The organism is Parahaliea maris (assembly GCF_008064665.1).
Lineage (GTDB): Bacteria > Pseudomonadota > Gammaproteobacteria > Pseudomonadales > Halieaceae > Parahaliea > Parahaliea maris.
The window spans coordinates 901,032-918,052 of sequence record NZ_VRZA01000002.1 but is presented as its reverse complement, the minus strand read 5'-3'; the positions used below and the strand labels follow the sequence as shown (position 1 = coordinate 918,052).

Genomic DNA, 17,021 nt, shown 5'->3' with positions numbered 1-17,021 from the left:
GTCATCGTCGCCATCAACAAGGACGAGGACGCCCCGATCTTCCAGGTGGCGGACTACGGCCTGGTGGCTGACCTGTTCGACGCGCTGCCGGAGCTGGAAGGCAAGCTGTAAGCTTCCTCTCACCTCAGGATTGAACCCGGGCGCGCCCCGGGATTAGGGAAAACCCGTATCGGAAGATGCGGGTTTTTTTGTGCCTGCTGCAGGTAGGCGGAAAAACAGGACGCGGTTTCCTGGGCTAACGTGGAGGCGTCGTATTCCACGCCATTGGAGCGCCCAATCGCTCAGATCTGGCTGGCGGGCAGGCGTACGATGAGACCGTCAAGTTCCTCGCTGACCACAATCTGGCAACTCAGGCGGCTATTTTCTTCAGGATCCATTACGAAATCGAGCATCTGCGCTTCGATGTCTTCGGCGGCGGGAACCTTCTCTTTCCAGGCCTCGTCTACGTAGCAGTGGCAGGTCGCACAGCTACACGCACCGCCGCAATCTGCGAGGATACCGCTGACAGCGTTGTCGATGGCCGCCTGCATGACGCTGGTGCCCGGGGCGACGTGAACTTCCTTTTCGACGCCGTCGTGGCTGATGAAGGTAATGGATGGCATGTCGGTGTGGTTCCTGTACAGAGTTGAGTTCAGGGCAGGCTGAATACCTGCCGGATATCGTCGGACTCGTCGGTAAAGTTGCTACCGCAGTCGGCAGAACTACGCATGATAACTCGATCACCGCCCTGTGACAGGACCACAATCCAGGGTTTCAGGTGGAATTGCTCGAACCGGAGCCAGGATGGGACGGGTTGTGGGCGTGGGCCCCGGTCGCCCGTGACGGGGCTCGCGGTGAATTAATCGCGGGAGCGCAGTCCGTCGGGAACGGAGGGGGAGGGATGGTAGCTGTATTGCGCGGCGAAACGCGCTACCCGCTCCCAGGCGTTTTCGCGAATCGACTGGTAAAACAGGCTGTAGTCGGCGAGATGGTAGTCCTGTCGGGGGTCGCTGTTAAATTCTCCGAAGGGACCGTTGACCTGCTCCGCCACGTGCAACAACCCGTCCCGGCATTCCGCCCAGGTCCAGTGTGGCAGTAGTGCAGGCAGTTGCTTCAGTTCGATATCCGTGGGCAGGTTGAGGAGATCGTACAGCAGGCCGCCGCCGCGGGCGACATAAAGAGCCCCGGGATGCTCTGACGCCGGCACCCGGCGGCCTTCGCGCTGCCAGTTCAGGGGATTGTTGCACAGCAGCGGTTTACCGTCGGAGAGTTCTGCCCCGCCGGGATACCAGTGCGGCACACCGTTGCGTCGCACGCCGTGCTCGCCATAAGTCGACCAGTGCAGGACGCAGGCAATGTCGCTGTTGGCATTGCAGGGTTCGATGTGCTTCATGGTGCGGCCGAAGGTGTCCATTGGGAGCCAGTACCCCACGAGATAGGCGGCCACCATCCGCTGCTGGATCGCACGGCCATCCACCTGTTCCGCCAGCAAGCGCAGGGCGTGGTAGGTCCCCTGGCTGTGGCTGGCGACGACAAAGGGACGGTCCCCGATGCGTGCGAGGAACTCCTCGAAGGCGCTGGCGATGTCGGCATAGGCAAGATCGAGCGCTGCTGCGCCGTCGGGTCTGTCAAATGCCAGAAAACTGGCCAGCGCCGCCTGTCGGTAGTGGGGTGCGTAGACATTACAGCACAGGTTGAAGGCACTGGCCTGGGCGCCAAGGATCACGTCGACCATCTCCCAAGCCCGGGAGTCGGAAAACAGCGGTGAATTCCAGGTCTTGCCGCTGATGTAGGACGTCGGGTGGATATAGAACACGTCGGCTTGGCGCGGGCCTGCGGGATCCGGAAGTCCCTCAGGCACCAATTGCGCAGCGCTGGCTTTGTCTGGCAGCGCCGCCCAGAAGCGATCGTCGCCGTAGTCGGGGCGAGCGGCCAGGATGGTACTGTCAAAGGGTTCGCTCGGCTCGATGTAATAGACGAGCAGGTCCTCGCCCCAGACCTTGAGGACGGACACGGCCAGCGCGCTGGCGAGCGCCAGGATCAGTAATGTTCTGGGAAACTTCCGCATAAATTCATGCAAATGTCATGACGACGTAACAAATGCAGTCTAACAGCGTGCGGGGACGGTGACTGTGAAGGTTTTATGACGGGACCCGTTGCGATAAGAGCTTGGTCAGGCGGGGTGTCTGTGCTGTACTCGTTGGCTTCCTATTGAAATCGCCAGCCGAGGTTCCTCTTGAAAGACAAACTCGTTGTTCGCAACAGCCATATACACGGAAAGGGCTTATTTACAACAGTAGGCATCAGGAAGGGTACTGTGCTGGGCTATTGCGAACGGGAACCGGTGAAGAAACCCAATGACTACACCCTGTGGATCGATGACAAGGACCTCTACGAGGTCACCTGCTGCCTGAAGTACATCAACCACGCAGCGTCACCCAATGTCGCCTACTACGACGATTTCTCCGTGGTTGCCCTGCGCAACATCAAAAAGGGGGAGGAACTCACTCACCATTACGGTGAGGAGTGGGAGTAGCGCCTCAGCACTGAAAATCTCTCACCCGGGTATGGAAGAACAGACTCCCGTGCCCACCGGGCCGCGGGCGTCTCCCAGGGCTGCCGATATAATCGGGAGTTTTCAAACCGATAATAACGATGCTCGCCGCGTGCGACCGGGGTACCTGACTGCATGCAATGCTTTGGTAAGAGAATATTTACGCTTGTTTTTCTGTTCATGGGCGCGATTGCGTCGTCGGCCGGGGCAGGGGAAGTTTCCCTGCCCGTCTCGGGACAACGCCTGCTCGCAGCCGATGAAGAACCACACAACTGGCTGAGCTACGGGCGGGATTATCTCGAGCAGCGCTTCTCTCCGTTGGGGCAGGTCAATACGGAGACAGTGAGTTCTCTGGGGCTTGCCTGGTATTTCGAGTCCGATAACCACCTGGGTACGGAGACGACGCCGCTTGTGGTCGATGGGGTGATGTATTTCACCGACGCCTGGAGCACCGCGTACGCGGTCGATGCCGCTACGGGCGCTTTCATCTGGAAATTTGACCCCCATGTACCCAGGGCGAAGAGCATCACCGCCTGTTGCGGCGCGATCAATCGCGGTATGGCTGTCTGGAACAACAGCCTGTTCCTGGGCACTCTCGACGGGCGCCTGGTCGCGATTGATCGAGTGAGTGGCACCGAACGCTGGTCAGTACAAACCACCGACCCTGAGCAAGCCTATTCGATTACCGGTGCCCCACGGGTGGCCAAGGGGTTGGTGTATATCGGCAACGGCGGTAGTGAGTTTGGTACCCGCGGCTACGTCAGTGCCTACGACGCCGAGACCGGTGAAATGCGCTGGCGTTTCCACACCATCCCCGGCAATCCCGCCGATGGCTTCGAGAACGCGGCGATGGAACAGGCGGCTGCTACCTGGAACGGCCAGTGGTGGAAATACGGCGGTGGCGGCACGGTGTGGGACACCATCGTGTACGACCCGGAACTGGACCAGCTGTACATCGGCGTAGGTAATGGGGCGCCCCACAACCGGCGTTTGCGCAGTCCCGGGGGCGGAGACAACCTCTTTCTGAGCTCGGTGGTGGCGCTCGACCCCGATACCGGCGAGTATCTCTGGCACTATCAGGAAGTACCCGCAGAAACCTGGGATTACACGGCAACCCAGCAGATCGCACTCGCAGACATTCACTGGAATGGCGAGGTTCGCAAGGTGATCGTGCATGCGCCGAAAGCGGGCTTTGTCTACCTGATCGATCGCCGTGACGGAGAGCTCCTGTCGGCGGAGGCCTACACCACCGTCAGCTGGGCCAGTCACTACGATATGGACAGCGGCAGGCCGGTGGAGGTGGAGGGACAGGATTACGACGGCGAATCCGCTTTTGTCTTTCCCTCGGCCATGGGCGGACATAACTGGCATCCCATGGCCTACAGCCCGGATACCGGCTACCTCTATATTCCCGAGCTCGACATGGGGATGCCCTTCGATGAGATATCGGCCCCTGATTACAAGCACCTGAAGCGGCATTTCAATACCGGCTATAAAATCGGCGGTGAACCGGCCTCGCAGCGTTTTACCGAAGCGTTTATGCAGCACCTGCCCAAGGCCAGCCTGTTGGCCTGGGATGTGTCCCGGGCTAAAGTTGCCTGGAAGTTGCCGCACCCCAATGTCCACAATGGCGGCGTTCTGGCCACTGCGGGCAGCCTGGTGTTCCAGGGCACCTCCGACGGCCGACTGCTGGCAGTAAGGGCTGACGATGGCAGTGTGGTGTGGACGTTCAACACTCAGAACAGTGTGCTCCCGGGGCCGGTAACTTACGCGGTAGATGGCGAACAGTACATCGCGGTTGCGGTCGGACGCGGCGGGGTATTGACCAGCAATACCGGCCAGAACTACCACACCGGCAATCCCAACAACCGGATCATGGCGTTCAAATTGAAAGGTAACGCCACCTTGCCCGCGTGGGTGCCACCGGAACGTCCCTTGCCGCCAGCACGGACCGCCATGAGGGAGGAAGACATCGCAGCCGGACACCAGTTGTTTGATCGCTTCTGTGCACGCTGCCACGGCGCCAATGCCATCGGCGACGGCTCGGTACCCGACATGCGCTACCTGGAACCGGTGTGGCATGAAAACTTCCAGGCTGTGGTCCTGGAAGGGCTGATGGAGCAGGCGGGCATGCCCAGGTTCGATGATGTCCTCGATGCGGCGGATGTCGAAAAGATTCACGCTTTTGTCATCGAGCGGGCACATGAGGATCTTGCCCTGCGCACGGAGACCGGCTGGTGGGCCGACCTGAAGGATGAGCTTGCCGATCTTAGCGCCCGGGCACTGGCCTGGTTCCTGCGCCCGGCAGCGCAAAGCGGAGGGGACGAATAGGCGTATAACAACCGTTCGCACCCCTTCTGAGCGATTCTGTCCGGCAACTTGCAGGGGGCAGTCCTTCCGCCTGGCGTTTGATCGTGGTCTGCTTGTTGCGACTGTCAGATTGCATTGTCGCAAGGAGCTTGTCGTGGATAACCTGCAGATGTCGTCCGCAGAGGACGCCTATTACAAGGAAGGGAAGGTTGCGGTTACCGGCGCTTCGAGCCTGCTGAGCAGCGGTTCCAAATGGTTGAACAGCCCGCTGTTACGGGACCTGGTGGCCCAGGATTTTCTCCGTCGCAATGGCGAGGATGTCGGCGTGCTGCAGTTGGTGCCGGAGGTGATGAACGAGTTTCACCGCCTCCTCGATACCCGGGAGGTCGAGGGCATCATGGGAGAGGAGCGGGCCTGCAACGGTGATTTCAGTGCCTGGCTGGAGCGCAACGAGCAGACCCTGCTGGATCTGGAAGCCGCAGTGGAGTATCCAGAGGGCACCCTGGGGGCAGTGGTGTACGCCTTCTACCGTGAAACAGGCTTCGAGCAGGTGCCGGCTTTCCGCGACCTGAAACCGAGCTCCGATTTCGAACTCTACAACCGCCAGCGCACGCTGGTGCACGATGTCGAGCACCTCGTCACCGGTTTTGGTACCGATCCCGCAGGTGAACTGGGCATGATGTACCTGTACATGCAGCTCAACGCCCGCTACTTCTCCCCGGAGCTCGCCGGCCTGCTGAACTTCGTTCACGCCTACCTCAGTAGCAGCTGGATGATGCGGACGTCACTTTACTATCCCGCGGTGACCACCGCGTTTATGGAATCGATCGCCAGCGGCCTGGAAATGGCGCAGGCAATCAAACGACCCCTGCCACTGGCTGACTGGAGCTGTTACTTTGCCTGGCCCCTGGAGGACGTGCGCGCGGCCCTGAACATCACCCCGGTTGATGGCGCGCGCTGGGCCTGGACTGAAAACGCCTGGCGCGGCTAGCCGTCAAGGCTAGCGCTTGCTGGCCAGTCCCTCCCGGAACTCGGAAGGGCTGAGCCCGGTCCAGCTGTGAAAGCCCCGGCGAAAGGCCCTGTCGCTGCCAAAGCCCACATGTTCGGCAATCGATTCGATGGACAACTCCCGATTAGACAGTAGTCGCTCGGCGATCTCGCGCTGGCATTGAGCCCGGATCTCGCTGTAGGAGGTCCCTCCCTCACGGAGCCGGCGCCGCAGTGTCGCCGGGCTCGTATGGAAGAGTTGGGCTGCTGTTTCGAGGGCGGGCACTTCGCGCCGGCTCTGGATGGCATCGAGGATCAGCAGGCGGATCTGCGACGGTGAGGCCCTGCCGGAGGCTGCGCCCGCGCTAAGGTCGAAGGGGAAGTGGTCGATGATTCGCTCGAGTTCGGTCAGTGAGCGGGTGCTTGGCAAGTCGAGGCAGTCACCCGGGAAGGCAAGACGGTTGGCGACAGCGCCAAAACTCACAGGGCGTTCAAACAGTTCCATCAGTGGGTAGTGCTTGCCTGGTTTCCCGTAGACAACCCCAACCTCGCTTAGCGGAAGACGACGGCTGACCATCCAGGAAAACAACTGGAAGTAGAAGTACAGCCCGGTGATATCCACCAGTAGGGCCGGGTTGTCGTAGCGTTTACGCGGTACCTGCATGGAAAAGACCGCCGTGTCGCCGCTCTCTTCGAGGGATATCTCGCCCCCCCGGTCTTCCATGGCGTCGTTGAACTCGATGACGCGCCCGATGATCTCCCTGAGTGTTCGGCAGGGCAGGACCGCATAGCAGAGCATGTTGACCGCACCTCTACCCATCGGGCGTATACCCTGGTCGAGGCAGGACAGACGCTCGAGTTCTTCCATGCAGCAGCGATAAAGGCGGGTAAACTCGGCAGCGGGCAGGGCAGCTGTCCGGCCGGTCATGACACTCTGGCGCGGCGCGGTCACCGCCGCCCGCTGCCAGAGCTGGTCGAGGTCGCTCCCCAGTGTGTCCAGGTCCTCGAGCAGGGGAATCGCAAAACTACCCGGTACCTCGTTGCTGAAATCGTGTGGCGTCACAGCTCTCTCATATCGCTATTGTCACCGGGAAATGCGCGGTCAGTGAGCAGTATAGTCCGGTAGATTGACCACAGATACCCTTCGCCCCTGCGGCCTTACGCGCCTATCATTTCCCCTATCTGGATAATGCCAATAACGGAGCAGACATGAATCTCTCGACGCGCCCTCTCGACGGGCGAATCGCCCTCATCACCGGTGCCAGCCGGGGTATTGGGCGAGCCATCGCGCAGCGCCTTGCGGCCGCCGGCGCGACGGTGGTGGTGACCGCTCGCAGCCTCGATACCTCAGTCGCCCTGCCTGGCACACTCATGGAAACCGTCGGCCTCATCGAAGCAGCGGGCGGCAAAGCCCTCCCGCTGGCGGCGGATCTCGACAATCCCGTTGAGCGCGACACCCTCGTGGCCCGTACCGTGGAGGCAGCCGGCGGCCTGGATATCCTGGTCAACAACGCCGGTTTTGCCCGGTATGCGCCGGTCAAGACCATGAACGACGAGTTCCTGGAACAGACCTTCAATCACTACCAGCGTGTGCCCATCAAGCTGGCCCAGGCGGCGATTCCCGAGATGCGTCATCGCGGCGCGGGGTGGATCGTCAATGTCGGGTCCGTCACGGCTCAGCTACCGGCTGACCGCTATGACGAGTTCGCCCGCCACGGTGGCGCAACCGTGTATGCTGCGGCCAAGGCCTTCCTCAACCGGTTTACCGTCGGATTGGCGGCGGAACTGCTAGATGACAATATCGCAGTGAACCTGGTCGCGCCGAGCACGGCGATTTCCACGCCGGGCGCCGATGTCTATATCCCCGAGGAGTACCCGACCGAGCCGGTCGAGTACCTGGCGGAGACGGCACTCGCCCTCTGTCACTTGCCGGCCCGGGAGCGCAGCGGCCTGATTACCCATAGTCTGCACTTCCCTGACGCGATGGGATTCGCGGTCTACAGCCTGGATGGTCGGGAAAAACTGCCACCGCCTACTATTCCGGACTGCGCCAATCCTGCCATCATTCCCCGCGGTGAATAGTGTGCAAACTGTCGTGCCTTGTGGGGGCGAGTCCAGGACGCAGCGGGCGGAGCGTCTGGTGAGCGCCTGTTCATGAGTTATCCGCAACTCGACTTGTCCCTCGACGACTTGCTGGCAACGACCCGTTCGGTACGCAAGCGGCTTGATCTCTCCCGGCCGGTCCCACGCGACTTGTTGACCGAGTGCATCGAACTGGCCATTCAGGCACCGAATGGTTCCAACCAGCAGTTCTGGCACTGGCTCGTGATAGACGACGAGCGGACCAGGGCTGATGTCGCGGCGATCTATCGCACAGGGATGGCTGCCCAGGTGGAGAGCCCGGGCTGGATGAGCGGTATCGATTTCACCGGGCCGGACCAGCAGCGCATCGCCGGCTCGGTCGAGTATCTGGCCAGTGTCCTGCACGAGGTACCGGCCATTGTAATTCCGGTCATAGAGGGCAGGGTGGAGGGCGGCGATCTCTTTACCCAGGCGAGTCTTTGGGGCTCGATACTGCCTGCCGCATGGAATTTCATGCTCGCCCTGCGGTCCCGGGGACTGGGTTCCGCCTGGACGACGGTGCACCTGCACCGGGCGGCAGAGATGGCGGAGTGCCTGGGCATACCCCCTACGTCCACCACCCAGGCGGGCCTGTTCCCTGTTGCCTATACCCTGGGCAGTGATTTCAAACGCGCCCGGCGCATGCCTGCTGAGGACATCACCCACTGGAATCATTGGAGAAAGGGCTCGTGACCATCACCGTACTGGACCAGATTGTGGTCGCACCCGATGAACTTGCGGTACTCGAAACACTGCTGGAAACACGGTACCTGCCCGGGGCGGCGGCGCGTGGTCTGCAATTACAATCGAAGCAGGTTTCGCCTCCGGTCATTACCGCCGAGGGTCCGCTGACCCTGTGGTTGCGCTGGGAGGTGGCCGATGCCGGTGCCTGGTGGGGGATGCGTGCGCAATCGGGCTGCCCGGAGGTCTATACCTTCTGGGATGCGGTGGACGGGATATGCCTGTCGCGCAAGCGGACCTACCTGACAGGGCAGAGCGCCGCTGAACTGCCGGCCGTCGGCGAGCCCGTCGGCTGTACAACAGGCGTCAGATTTCACCGGGAAACCGCGCAGCTCGCATTGGCAGCGGCTGAGAAAGCTGAGGCATTGGAAGCTCTGTTGAGTACAGCGACCGAGGATGTACCGGGATTGGAGCAAGCAGTGCTCGGGCGCAATCTGGCGCCAGAATATGCCGCAGGCCACTACACCTGGGACCTGCTGTTCACCGATGGCAGTGCCGCGCAAACGGCGCGGGAAAGTCGGGCCTGGCGGGAAATGGTACTCCCTGCGCTGGCTGAACACTGCAGGGCCGTGCACGCCTTTGCGCTAGACTACCTCGGCGGCGGACTGAGGGCGCCCGGGATCAGCGGTGGAGTGAAACGCACCGCTTACTTCCGCCTGCTACCAGGAACCGCCCCCGAAGCGGCTGCAAACTTCGAGCGCGACCTGCTGGAAATGCCGCGGCACATGCCGGCGATTGTAAACTGGCGCTTGAGCAGAGCGTTACCGGCCGCCTGGAATCGATCTGACGTCCCCCCCTGGACGTATGTCTGGGAACAGGACTTTGCCGATGTCGGGGGGCTGACTGGTCCCTACATGACCCACCCTCATCACTGGGCCCATATCGACCGTTGGTTTGACCCGGAGTCGGGTGACCAGATTGTCGACGTACAGATATCCCACGCATTCTGCAGTGTCGAGTCGAGTGTTCTCGCGAACGAATTGCTAAAGGGTGAGAGATGAACTCACCCGGATTGGCATTTTGCCAGTCGCCTACCATTACAAGGAGAGACCATGTTCGCCATGATAATCCGCCAGACCGGCGGCCCTGAAGTGTTTGAATACGCGGAAATTGCCACCCCGGACCCGGGACCCGGTGAAGTGCTGGTGCAAGTGGCCTATGCGGGCATCAATCCCGCCGACTGGAAAAACCGCCAGGGTTACCTGGAACAGTACCGCCCCTACATATTCCCCTATGTTATTGGCTTCGACGCGGCCGGCGTCGTCGCTGCGGTCGGCGAGGGGGTAACCCGCGTCAGCGAAGGCGACCGCGTTTTCACGCCGACCAATCACGGTCAGGGCGGGCAGGGCAGTTATGCGCAATACGCCATTGCCTCGGAAGACCGCGTCGCCCTCGTGCCTGAAGGGCTGGCGCTTCGTGATGCCGCCGCGCTGCCGGTGGCCGCACTGACCGCCTGGCAGGGGCTGTTTGACCGCGGTGGTTTGCAGGCCGGGCAGCTGGCGATGATTCACGGTGGTTCCGGTGGCCTCGGCAGTTTCGCGGTCCAGTTTGCACGCGCCGCCGGGGCGCGGGTCGCGGCGACCTGTTCAACGGCCAACGTCGACTATCTCAAGGACCTGGGTGTGGAGCGGGTCATTGACTACCGGAGCGAGGATATCGGGCAGGCAATTGCCGAGTGGGCCCCGCAGGGCCTGGACTACCTGATGGACGCGGTGGGTGTCAGTACCCTGCCGAGGGGGCTGGACCTGCTGCGCCATGGCGGCACCTTTGTCAGCATACCCACCCTGGTGGACGATGGTGACATTCCCGCTGCGGCGGCGGAGGCAGCTGCCCGCGGGGTAAACCGGGTATTCTCCACCATGGACGACAGCCATTGCGCCGAAACCCTGGAACGCATCGCCCAACTGGTCGTCAGCGGCGAAGTCAGGATGCCGCCGATCAGGGAATACGCCCTGAAGGACGTAGCCGCAGCCCACGAGATTCTCCAGAGCGGGCATAATCGCGGCAAGATGGTACTGAAAGTCTCGGGGGATTGAGGAGGTAGCAGTGGTTCCTTCGGGAGTGCGCTGTTAAGCTGCCACAAGGCGCCGCGCCTCACTTCAATAAAATCGCGCGCGGCCTGTGTACGCTTGGGGTGTTGGCGCCCCGGAGGACATCCCATGCCCCTGGCCATCGACCTGTACTGGTCCTTCCGCAGTCCCTATTCCTATCTGGCGACCCCACGCCTGGTTGCGCTGACGCGGGAGTACGAGGTCGACATCAATGTCAAAATTGTCGCCCCACTGGCGGTGCGCGACCCGCAGTTCTTCGAGCGCTCGGACCCCCGCTGGATACGTTACACCCTCATGGACGTTGTCCGGCTCGCTGAGATGCTGGATATCCCCCTGGGCATGCCCAACCCTGACCCGATCGTACAGGACATGGAAACCCGCAAGATTGCGCCTGAGCAGCCACATATTTTTCGTCTGCTGCGGCTCGGTGCCGTCGCGGCGGAGCAGGGCAGGGGGCTGGCATTTATCGACGAGGTTTCTCGCCTGATCTGGAGCGGCACACCGCAATGGAATGAAGGTGACCACCTGAGCGGTGCGGTATCGCGTGCGGGCCTCGACCTTGAAGCCCTCGAAGCGGAAGTGGCGCGAGATCCAGGACGCCTTGATGCACTGGTGGAGCAGAACAAGGCCGAACAGGCGGCTGCGGGGCACTGGGGCGTTCCGCTGATGGTGTTCGAGGGTGATCCCTTCTTTGGGCAGGACCGCATCGACTGCCTTGTCTGGCGCATGCAGCAACGAGGACTCCAGCGTCGATGATGTTCAAATCTTTCGCCCGCAAAGTGTAGCCATCAAGGAGTGAGTGCCACTGTGTATCGAACCACATCCCTGTTGCCGATCACCATGGTAGCAGCCCTTGGCGGGCTTCTGTTTGGCTACGACACCGGCGTCATCAACGGCTCCCAGTATTATCTGAGCCAGTATTTCCAGCTCACGCCAGCGAGCAAGGGCTGGGTGGTTGGCAGCGCGCTCCTGGGATGCCTGGTAGGTTCCGCCCTGGCCGGCAAACTCAGCGCGGCGGTGGGGCGCAAGCATTCGCTGATTATTTCCGCGCTGCTCTTCATTGTGTCCGCCTGGGGGTCAGGGCTGCCGGGCGTGCTGCCGGAATCAGTGACGGTACTGGTCATGTTCAGGGTCATTGGCGGTCTTGGCATTGGCATCGCGTCAATCAACGCCCCGATGTACATTGCCGAAGTGGCGCCCGCCAGCAAACGCGGAAGGCTGGTCTCGTTCTACCAACTGGCCATCGTCGTCGGCTTTTTCGTGGTGTTCGTAGCCACCTATCTCATCGGCAACACGCGTTCCGAGGCGGAGAACGTGGCATTCGGATGGCGGCTGATGTTCTGGTCGGAACTGGTACCCTGCGCGCTGTTCCTGCTGGGGTTGCTTTTCATTCCCCCCAGTCCCCGCTGGCTGGCGCTGAAAGGGCGCAATACCGAAGCCTATGCGGTGCTGGTCGCCCTGCACGGAGAGGTCGTCGCCAACAGGGAACTGGAGGAGATCAACCAATCCATTGCGGCGGAAAATCCCGAATCCCGGAAACGTGAGAAGGCAGCGAGCTTGCTGAGCAGTGGCTTGCTGCCGATTGTTCTTGTGGGAACGGCACTGTCCGCATTGCAGCAGTTTACCGGCATCAACGCAGTGCTGTATTTCGGCGCTGACATCTTCGAGCGGGCGCTCGGCTTCGGCAAGGAAGATGTTCTCGCCCAACAGATTCTTCTGGCCAGTGTGAACCTGCTCTTTACCTTCGTGGCGATGGCGCTCATCGACCGGTTAGGGCGAAAGCCCTTGCTGTACATTGGCTCCGGCGGCATGTTCCTGGGCTTCCTCCTGTTGAACTACACCCTGATGACCCAGCAGGTTGGCCTGCTGTCGCTGGTGGGCATCCTCACGTTCATAGGCTCGTTTGCCATGTCCATGGGGCCGGTAGTCTGGGTGTTATTGTCGGAAATGTTTCCCAACGCGGTCCGCAGTGTCGCAATGTCGGTCGCGGTGGCGGTACAGTGGGCATCCAACTACCTCGTGGCCCAGGCATTCCCGATCGCGATGGAATCGCAGGTCAACAGCCAGGCGCCCTGGTTCGGCAGCCTGCCGTACTGGTTTTTCATGGGCTGCATTCTGCTCATCGTGCTGCTGGTAGCGAGCATGATCCCGGAGACCCGGGGCAAGACGCTGGAGGAACTGGAATCTGTCTGGTGATCGGCTATTCCGAGCCGGGCGTTCTCGCAGGTTGTTGTTTACGTTGAGCGACCGGCCCGCAATGCTGCGCCATTTGCCGGGATCGGGTGAACGCTGCTGCGCTTCAGCACCGCTAATCTAGAAGTGTAACTGACCCCTGGCCACCATGGCCGCTTCACCTGCGATTTTCACCTGCGATTTTCACCTGCAGGTCGTCTCCTGCCCGGCTCCAGGACGCATCGACGATGCCATCGCGGTCAATTTCGATACCCTGCTCCGCGAGGTAGTGGCCCGCGGATTGACCTGAATCCACGTGTTTGGCCATATAGGCGGCAACCGATCCGTTGCCCGAGCCGCAGACCGGGTCTTCATTGACGCCTTCACCGGGAGCGAAGGTTCGTACCCGAATACGCACCGGCCCGCCGTTACTGCGCTCGACAAACACGGTGATGCCTGCGGCGCCCACGCTTTTACACTCACTGGCGATAAGGCTCATGTCGGGCTCCAGCCCAGGCATCGCCGCGAACCGTGAGAGTTGCACAATCAACCAGGGCACTCCGGTGGAGACCACTTCGAAGGGTGTCTCAGCCAGCGCCTCGTCGCTGCACCCCAGCATCTTCGCCATCAGCTCACGGGGTATACCGACGGACCGATATTCAGGCTTTGCCTGGGTCATGCGCAACAGCTTGCCACCGGACGGAGAGGGGAGTACCTCTACCGGGACGATGCCGATACCGCATTCCTGGCGCAGCAGGGTCGCTTCCGCCTTTTCAGGAAACCGGGTCAGTACGGCATGCGAAGCCGCTACGGTCGGGTGACCCGCAAATGGCAGTTCACTCAAGGGGGTAAAGATGCGCACCCGGTAATCCGCTTCGGGTGTGGTGGGCCGGAGGATAAATACCGTTTCCGACAGGTTCATCTCCCGGGCGATCTTCTGCATGGTCGCAGTCGGGATGTCATCGGCATCAAAGACGACAGCGGCAGGGTTACCGTATAGTGGCCGGTGACTGAAGGCATCTATTTGTTCGAAATCGACGGGCATTTTCCTGGGTTCCCTAACGTTTCGCTTCAGGGTAGTGCGAATGATGTGATTTTCGCAACCAGACGGTTTGTTCCTTCGGAAAGGAAAAACGGGGCGCCGGCATCAACCTAGCCGGCGAGGCTGGCGAGCTTCTCTCTCATGCTCGGGTCCAGTTTTGGCACGACTTCAGCGGCCCCGAGATTCTCTTCCAATTGCTCAACCCGCGATGCGCCGAGGATAACGGTGGAGACATTGGGGTTGAGCAAACACCACGCGATGGCAAGTTTCGAAGGGGTGGTGCCCAGTTCTTCGGCGAGGGGTAACAACTGCCGAACCCTCGCCATGCGCTCCTGCCCGCGCTCACTCTCGACCATGCGCTCCCGCAGCCATTCATAGCCGGGAAGGCTCGCCCGCGAGTTGGGAGGTATGCTCTCGAGGTATTTGCCGGTCAAAGCACCGGAGGCCAGCGGCGACCAGATTGTCGTGCCCATGCCGTATTGCTCATACAACGGTGCGTACTCGACCTCGAAGCGTTCTCTGTCCAGCAGGTTGTACTGCGGTTGCTCCATGGTTGGCGGCGTCAGGTGATTGGCTGCAGCAAAGCGGTGCGCTTCGATAATCTCATCCGCCGTCCATTCGGACGTACCCCAATACAGCACTTTGCCCTGTGTGACCAGGTTGTGCATAGCCCACACCGTCTCGCCGATCGGGGTGTCGGGATCAGCACGGTGGCAGAAGTAGAGATCCAGATAGTCGACCTGGAGCCGCTGCAACGCCTGGTGACAGGCTTCCGTGACGTGCTTGCGGCTGAGTCCGACCTGTGAGGGCAGGGGATGGCTGTGTATCCCAAAGAACACCTTGGATGAAACACAGTAGCTGTCCCGCGGGCGGCCCAGGCGCTTGAGTGCCTCCCCCATCACGATTTCCGACTGGCCGCGTTCATAGCCTTCCGCATTATCAAAGAAGTTCACGCCGGCATCAAAGCAGATGCCGAACATCCTCTCGGCCAGTTTTTTGTCTACCTGCTTGTTGAATGTCACCCAGGAGCCAAATGACAGCTCCGACAGTTTCAAGCCAGCGGAGCCCAGTCTGCGATAGTTCATGGAGGCCTCTTCCGTCTGCAACAGTACAGTCAGCGTAAACGTGTACCTTGACTCTAGACCAGAACGTGGTTGACTGCCCTGTACCGGCTACCTGAACGCGTATGCCTCAACCGGGATCGTATTCATGGCCACCCAATCCATCATTCGAAACGCCGGCCTCACCTCGTTTGTCATGGTGGCGTTTGCTGCGAATTCCCTGTTGTGCCGGGAGGCCCTGGCCTCAGGGAGCATTGGCGCAGCGAGCTTTACTGTCGTCCGAATTGCGTCAGGAGCGCTGTTCCTTTGGCTTCTGGTGGTCGTCAGGCAGCGACAGTTCCAGGTTGCTGGCGACTGGATTTCAAGTGCAGCGCTGTTCGCTTATGCCGCTGGCTTCTCCTTCGCCTATCTCACCCTCAGCGCCGGAAGTGGTGCCCTGCTGCTTTTTGGGGCAGTCCAGATCACCATGATCGCTTACGGCTTATGGTCAGGTGAGCGACTCAACACAAAGCAGGTCGAGGGTGCTCTCCTCGCCGCTGCCGGACTGGTTTGGCTCGTACTTCCTGGTGTGGAGGCGCCGTCAGCTCTCGGGGCCGTTCTGATGACCGCAGCTGGCGCCGGCTGGGGCATCTACTCGCTGCGTGGCCGGGGAGCGCGTGAGCCGACGTCTGCCACTGCGGGAAATTTCATTCGCTGTGTGCCCTTTGCGCTAATCCTCTTCCTCGCTGCGAATGGACGAGAGGAATCGTGGAGCGCCGCGGGTGTGGCCTATGCCATTGCCTCCGGAGCTATCGCTTCCGGACTGGGTTACGCCCTGTGGTATGCGGTGCTGCCGGCGCTGCGTGCCACCACGGCCGCCACCGTCCTGCTAAGCGTGCCCGTCATTGCCGCTCTTGGAGGGGTCCTGTTGCTGGAGGAAGCGCTGACGCTCAGGTTTGCCGGCGCTTCGCTCGCCGTGCTGGGCGGACTTTTACTGTTTATTCTCAATACACAAAGAGGGAGGGCATAGCCACACCGGGAATGTTCGCAGTCGGCTACCTGGCATCGCTCAGGTAGCTGACACCCGTCAGCTGTTCCGATGCCTGCCAGAGGACAGTGGCAGTTTCGGCGTTGCGCGCCGCCTTGTTGATGGTGGCCCTGGCAGGCTTGCCGCCTATTTCGAGAAATCCGCCAGGGCCGTAGTACTCACCGCCAGAGACGTCACTTCCCTCGGCGGCAAGGATAATGGGCCGGGAAGCAGACTGGGCGGACGGTATGTGCCGCTCGAGCGTGCCATGAATCCATTTACTGAGACCCTTGCGCTCTTTGGAGAGGGCGGGGCTGTTCTGGTGAATGTTGGTGTTGGCAAAACCGGGGTGAGCGGCCAGGGCGATTATCGGACTGCCGTTTTCGCTGAGGCGGCGGTTAAGCTCCAGGGTATGGCTCATCATCGCCAACTTGGATTGGGCGTAGGCCTTCCACTGGTCGTATTCCCAGGCTTGCCAATTGAGGTTTTCAACATCCAGTTTGCCCAGGCGATGAGCGAGACTGCCGACGTTGACGATGCGACAGCCCGCTTTGTTGTTGAACATTGGGAGTAGCAGGCCGGTCAGGGAGAAGGCTCCCAGATAGTTTGTGGCCAACTGCATTTCATGACCGTCACTATTGCGCTCCAGCGGAATGGCCACGATGCCGGCGTTGTTTACCAGGATATCGAGTGAGCCGACCTGTGCCGCCAAAGCCTCTGCGAATCTGCGTACAGAGTCAAGGTTGGATACATCCAGCTGCATGACGAGGGTATCTGCCTCAGGGTACGCTGCGATAATGTCCTGCTGTGCCTTGAGTGCCTTTTCCATATTGCGGCAGGCCATGACCACACGAAAGCCGCGCTGGGCGAAATGTCGTGATACTTCAAAACCAATACCGGCATTGGCGCCAGTAACGACAATTGTTTTAGTACTCACTGGGTTTTCCTGTCAGGCATTGTGACTACAAGCGAGGGTATCCCCGGCCACAGCACCAGT

At 60.9% G+C, this 17,021-nt stretch carries 16 protein-coding genes and 1 pseudogene; 11 read left to right on the top strand and 6 right to left on the bottom strand.

Annotated elements, in window-relative coordinates; genetic code table 11:
- Positions 1–111 (top strand): annotated as a pseudogene (locus tag FV139_RS21220) (electron transfer flavoprotein subunit alpha/FixB family protein); the annotation flags it as partial.
- 170 nt (positions 112–281) lie between these two features.
- Here the strand turns inward: FV139_RS21220 and FV139_RS08385 are convergent.
- Positions 282–602: a 2Fe-2S iron-sulfur cluster-binding protein gene (locus FV139_RS08385; protein ID WP_148067932.1), complete on the bottom strand. Its 321-nt coding sequence runs from the start codon at positions 600–602 to the stop codon at positions 282–284.
- A gap of 236 nt (positions 603–838) precedes the next feature.
- Positions 839–2,047, bottom strand: coding sequence for a DUF3089 domain-containing protein (locus FV139_RS08380; protein WP_148067931.1), 1,209 nt, complete (start codon positions 2,045–2,047; stop codon positions 839–841).
- 168 nt (positions 2,048–2,215) lie between these two features.
- Here FV139_RS08380 and FV139_RS08375 point away from each other — a divergent pair, with 168 nt between their 5' ends.
- From FV139_RS08375 to FV139_RS08365, 3 genes are all read left to right on the top strand, one after another.
- Positions 2,216–2,515: an SET domain-containing protein gene (locus FV139_RS08375; protein WP_148067930.1), complete on the top strand. Its 300-nt coding sequence runs from the start codon at positions 2,216–2,218 to the stop codon at positions 2,513–2,515.
- A gap of 198 nt (positions 2,516–2,713) precedes the next feature.
- Positions 2,714–4,864: a PQQ-dependent dehydrogenase, methanol/ethanol family gene (locus FV139_RS08370; RefSeq protein ID WP_187276453.1), complete on the top strand. Its 2,151-nt coding sequence runs from the start codon at positions 2,714–2,716 to the stop codon at positions 4,862–4,864.
- 133 nt (positions 4,865–4,997) lie between these two features.
- Positions 4,998–5,834 carry a hypothetical protein gene (locus tag FV139_RS08365; protein ID WP_148067928.1) on the top strand — a complete coding sequence of 279 codons (837 nt, stop codon included), beginning with the start codon at positions 4,998–5,000 and terminating at the stop codon, positions 5,832–5,834.
- Between the two features lie 9 nt (positions 5,835–5,843).
- Here the strand turns inward: FV139_RS08365 and FV139_RS08360 are convergent, their stop codons facing one another.
- Positions 5,844–6,893, bottom strand: coding sequence for an AraC family transcriptional regulator (locus FV139_RS08360; protein ID WP_148067927.1), 1,050 nt, complete (start codon positions 6,891–6,893; stop codon positions 5,844–5,846).
- Between the two features lie 146 nt (positions 6,894–7,039).
- On the opposite strand from FV139_RS08360, the gene FV139_RS08355 reads away from it, so the two are divergent.
- The 6 genes from FV139_RS08355 (at position 7,040) to FV139_RS08330 (ending at position 12,939) form a co-directional block, all read left to right on the top strand.
- The gene (locus FV139_RS08355; protein ID WP_148067926.1) at positions 7,040–7,912 is read left to right on the top strand and encodes an SDR family NAD(P)-dependent oxidoreductase; all 873 of its coding nucleotides are present in this window, start codon (positions 7,040–7,042) and stop codon (positions 7,910–7,912) included.
- Between the two features lie 72 nt (positions 7,913–7,984).
- Positions 7,985–8,644: a nitroreductase family protein gene (locus FV139_RS08350; protein WP_148067925.1), complete on the top strand. Its 660-nt coding sequence runs from the start codon at positions 7,985–7,987 to the stop codon at positions 8,642–8,644.
- A complete protein-coding gene (locus FV139_RS08345; RefSeq protein WP_148067924.1) occupies positions 8,641–9,693 on the top strand; it encodes a Dabb family protein in 1,053 nt (350 codons plus the stop codon). Before FV139_RS08350 ends, FV139_RS08345 begins: the two co-directional genes overlap by 4 nt.
- A gap of 51 nt (positions 9,694–9,744) precedes the next feature.
- Entirely contained in the window at positions 9,745–10,728 is a 984-nt protein-coding gene (locus FV139_RS08340) for an NADP-dependent oxidoreductase (protein ID WP_213004056.1), read from the top strand.
- Between the two features lie 123 nt (positions 10,729–10,851).
- The gene (locus FV139_RS08335) at positions 10,852–11,499 is read left to right on the top strand and encodes a 2-hydroxychromene-2-carboxylate isomerase (protein WP_148067923.1); all 648 of its coding nucleotides are present in this window, start codon (positions 10,852–10,854) and stop codon (positions 11,497–11,499) included.
- A gap of 51 nt (positions 11,500–11,550) precedes the next feature.
- The gene (locus FV139_RS08330) at positions 11,551–12,939 is read left to right on the top strand and encodes a sugar porter family MFS transporter (RefSeq protein ID WP_148067922.1); all 1,389 of its coding nucleotides are present in this window, start codon (positions 11,551–11,553) and stop codon (positions 12,937–12,939) included.
- A gap of 154 nt (positions 12,940–13,093) precedes the next feature.
- Here FV139_RS08330 and FV139_RS08325 read toward each other — a convergent pair whose 3' ends face one another.
- Both FV139_RS08325 and FV139_RS08320 read right to left on the bottom strand, forming a co-directional pair.
- Complete coding sequence (locus tag FV139_RS08325) at positions 13,094–13,960, bottom strand: PhzF family phenazine biosynthesis protein (RefSeq protein ID WP_213004055.1); 867 nt, start codon at positions 13,958–13,960, stop codon at positions 13,094–13,096.
- Positions 13,961–14,067: 107 nt separating this feature from the next.
- Positions 14,068–15,042, bottom strand: a complete 975-nt coding sequence (locus FV139_RS08320; RefSeq protein WP_148067921.1) for a potassium channel beta subunit family protein — start codon at positions 15,040–15,042, stop codon at positions 14,068–14,070.
- Between the two features lie 124 nt (positions 15,043–15,166).
- Here FV139_RS08320 and FV139_RS08315 point away from each other — a divergent pair, with 124 nt between their 5' ends.
- Positions 15,167–16,027, top strand: coding sequence for a DMT family transporter (locus FV139_RS08315; RefSeq protein ID WP_148067920.1), 861 nt, complete (start codon positions 15,167–15,169; stop codon positions 16,025–16,027).
- Between the two features lie 25 nt (positions 16,028–16,052).
- On the opposite strand, the gene FV139_RS08310 is transcribed toward FV139_RS08315, so the two are convergent.
- Entirely contained in the window at positions 16,053–16,961 is a 909-nt protein-coding gene (locus FV139_RS08310) for an oxidoreductase (RefSeq protein WP_148067919.1), read from the bottom strand.
- Positions 16,962–17,021 lie beyond the last annotated feature (60 nt).

What these genes read in the sequence shown, in the direction of transcription:
- FV139_RS08385 (WP_148067932.1), bottom strand. Translation starts at nt 602, where the DNA reads ATGCCATCCATTACCTTCATCAGCCACGACGGCGTCGAAAAGGAAGTT.
- FV139_RS08380 (WP_148067931.1), bottom strand. Translation starts at nt 2,047, where the DNA reads ATGCGGAAGTTTCCCAGAACATTACTGATCCTGGCGCTCGCCAGCGCG.
- FV139_RS08370 (WP_187276453.1), top strand. Translation starts at nt 2,714, where the DNA reads ATGGGCGCGATTGCGTCGTCGGCCGGGGCAGGGGAAGTTTCCCTGCCC.
- FV139_RS08355 (WP_148067926.1), top strand. Translation starts at nt 7,040, where the DNA reads ATGAATCTCTCGACGCGCCCTCTCGACGGGCGAATCGCCCTCATCACC.
- FV139_RS08350 (WP_148067925.1), top strand. Translation starts at nt 7,985, where the DNA reads ATGAGTTATCCGCAACTCGACTTGTCCCTCGACGACTTGCTGGCAACG.
- FV139_RS08340 (WP_213004056.1), top strand. Translation starts at nt 9,745, where the DNA reads ATGTTCGCCATGATAATCCGCCAGACCGGCGGCCCTGAAGTGTTTGAA.
- FV139_RS08335 (WP_148067923.1), top strand. Translation starts at nt 10,852, where the DNA reads ATGCCCCTGGCCATCGACCTGTACTGGTCCTTCCGCAGTCCCTATTCC.
- FV139_RS08325 (WP_213004055.1), bottom strand. Translation starts at nt 13,960, where the DNA reads ATGCCCGTCGATTTCGAACAAATAGATGCCTTCAGTCACCGGCCACTA.
- FV139_RS08320 (WP_148067921.1), bottom strand. Translation starts at nt 15,042, where the DNA reads ATGAACTATCGCAGACTGGGCTCCGCTGGCTTGAAACTGTCGGAGCTG.
- FV139_RS08315 (WP_148067920.1), top strand. Translation starts at nt 15,167, where the DNA reads ATGGCCACCCAATCCATCATTCGAAACGCCGGCCTCACCTCGTTTGTC.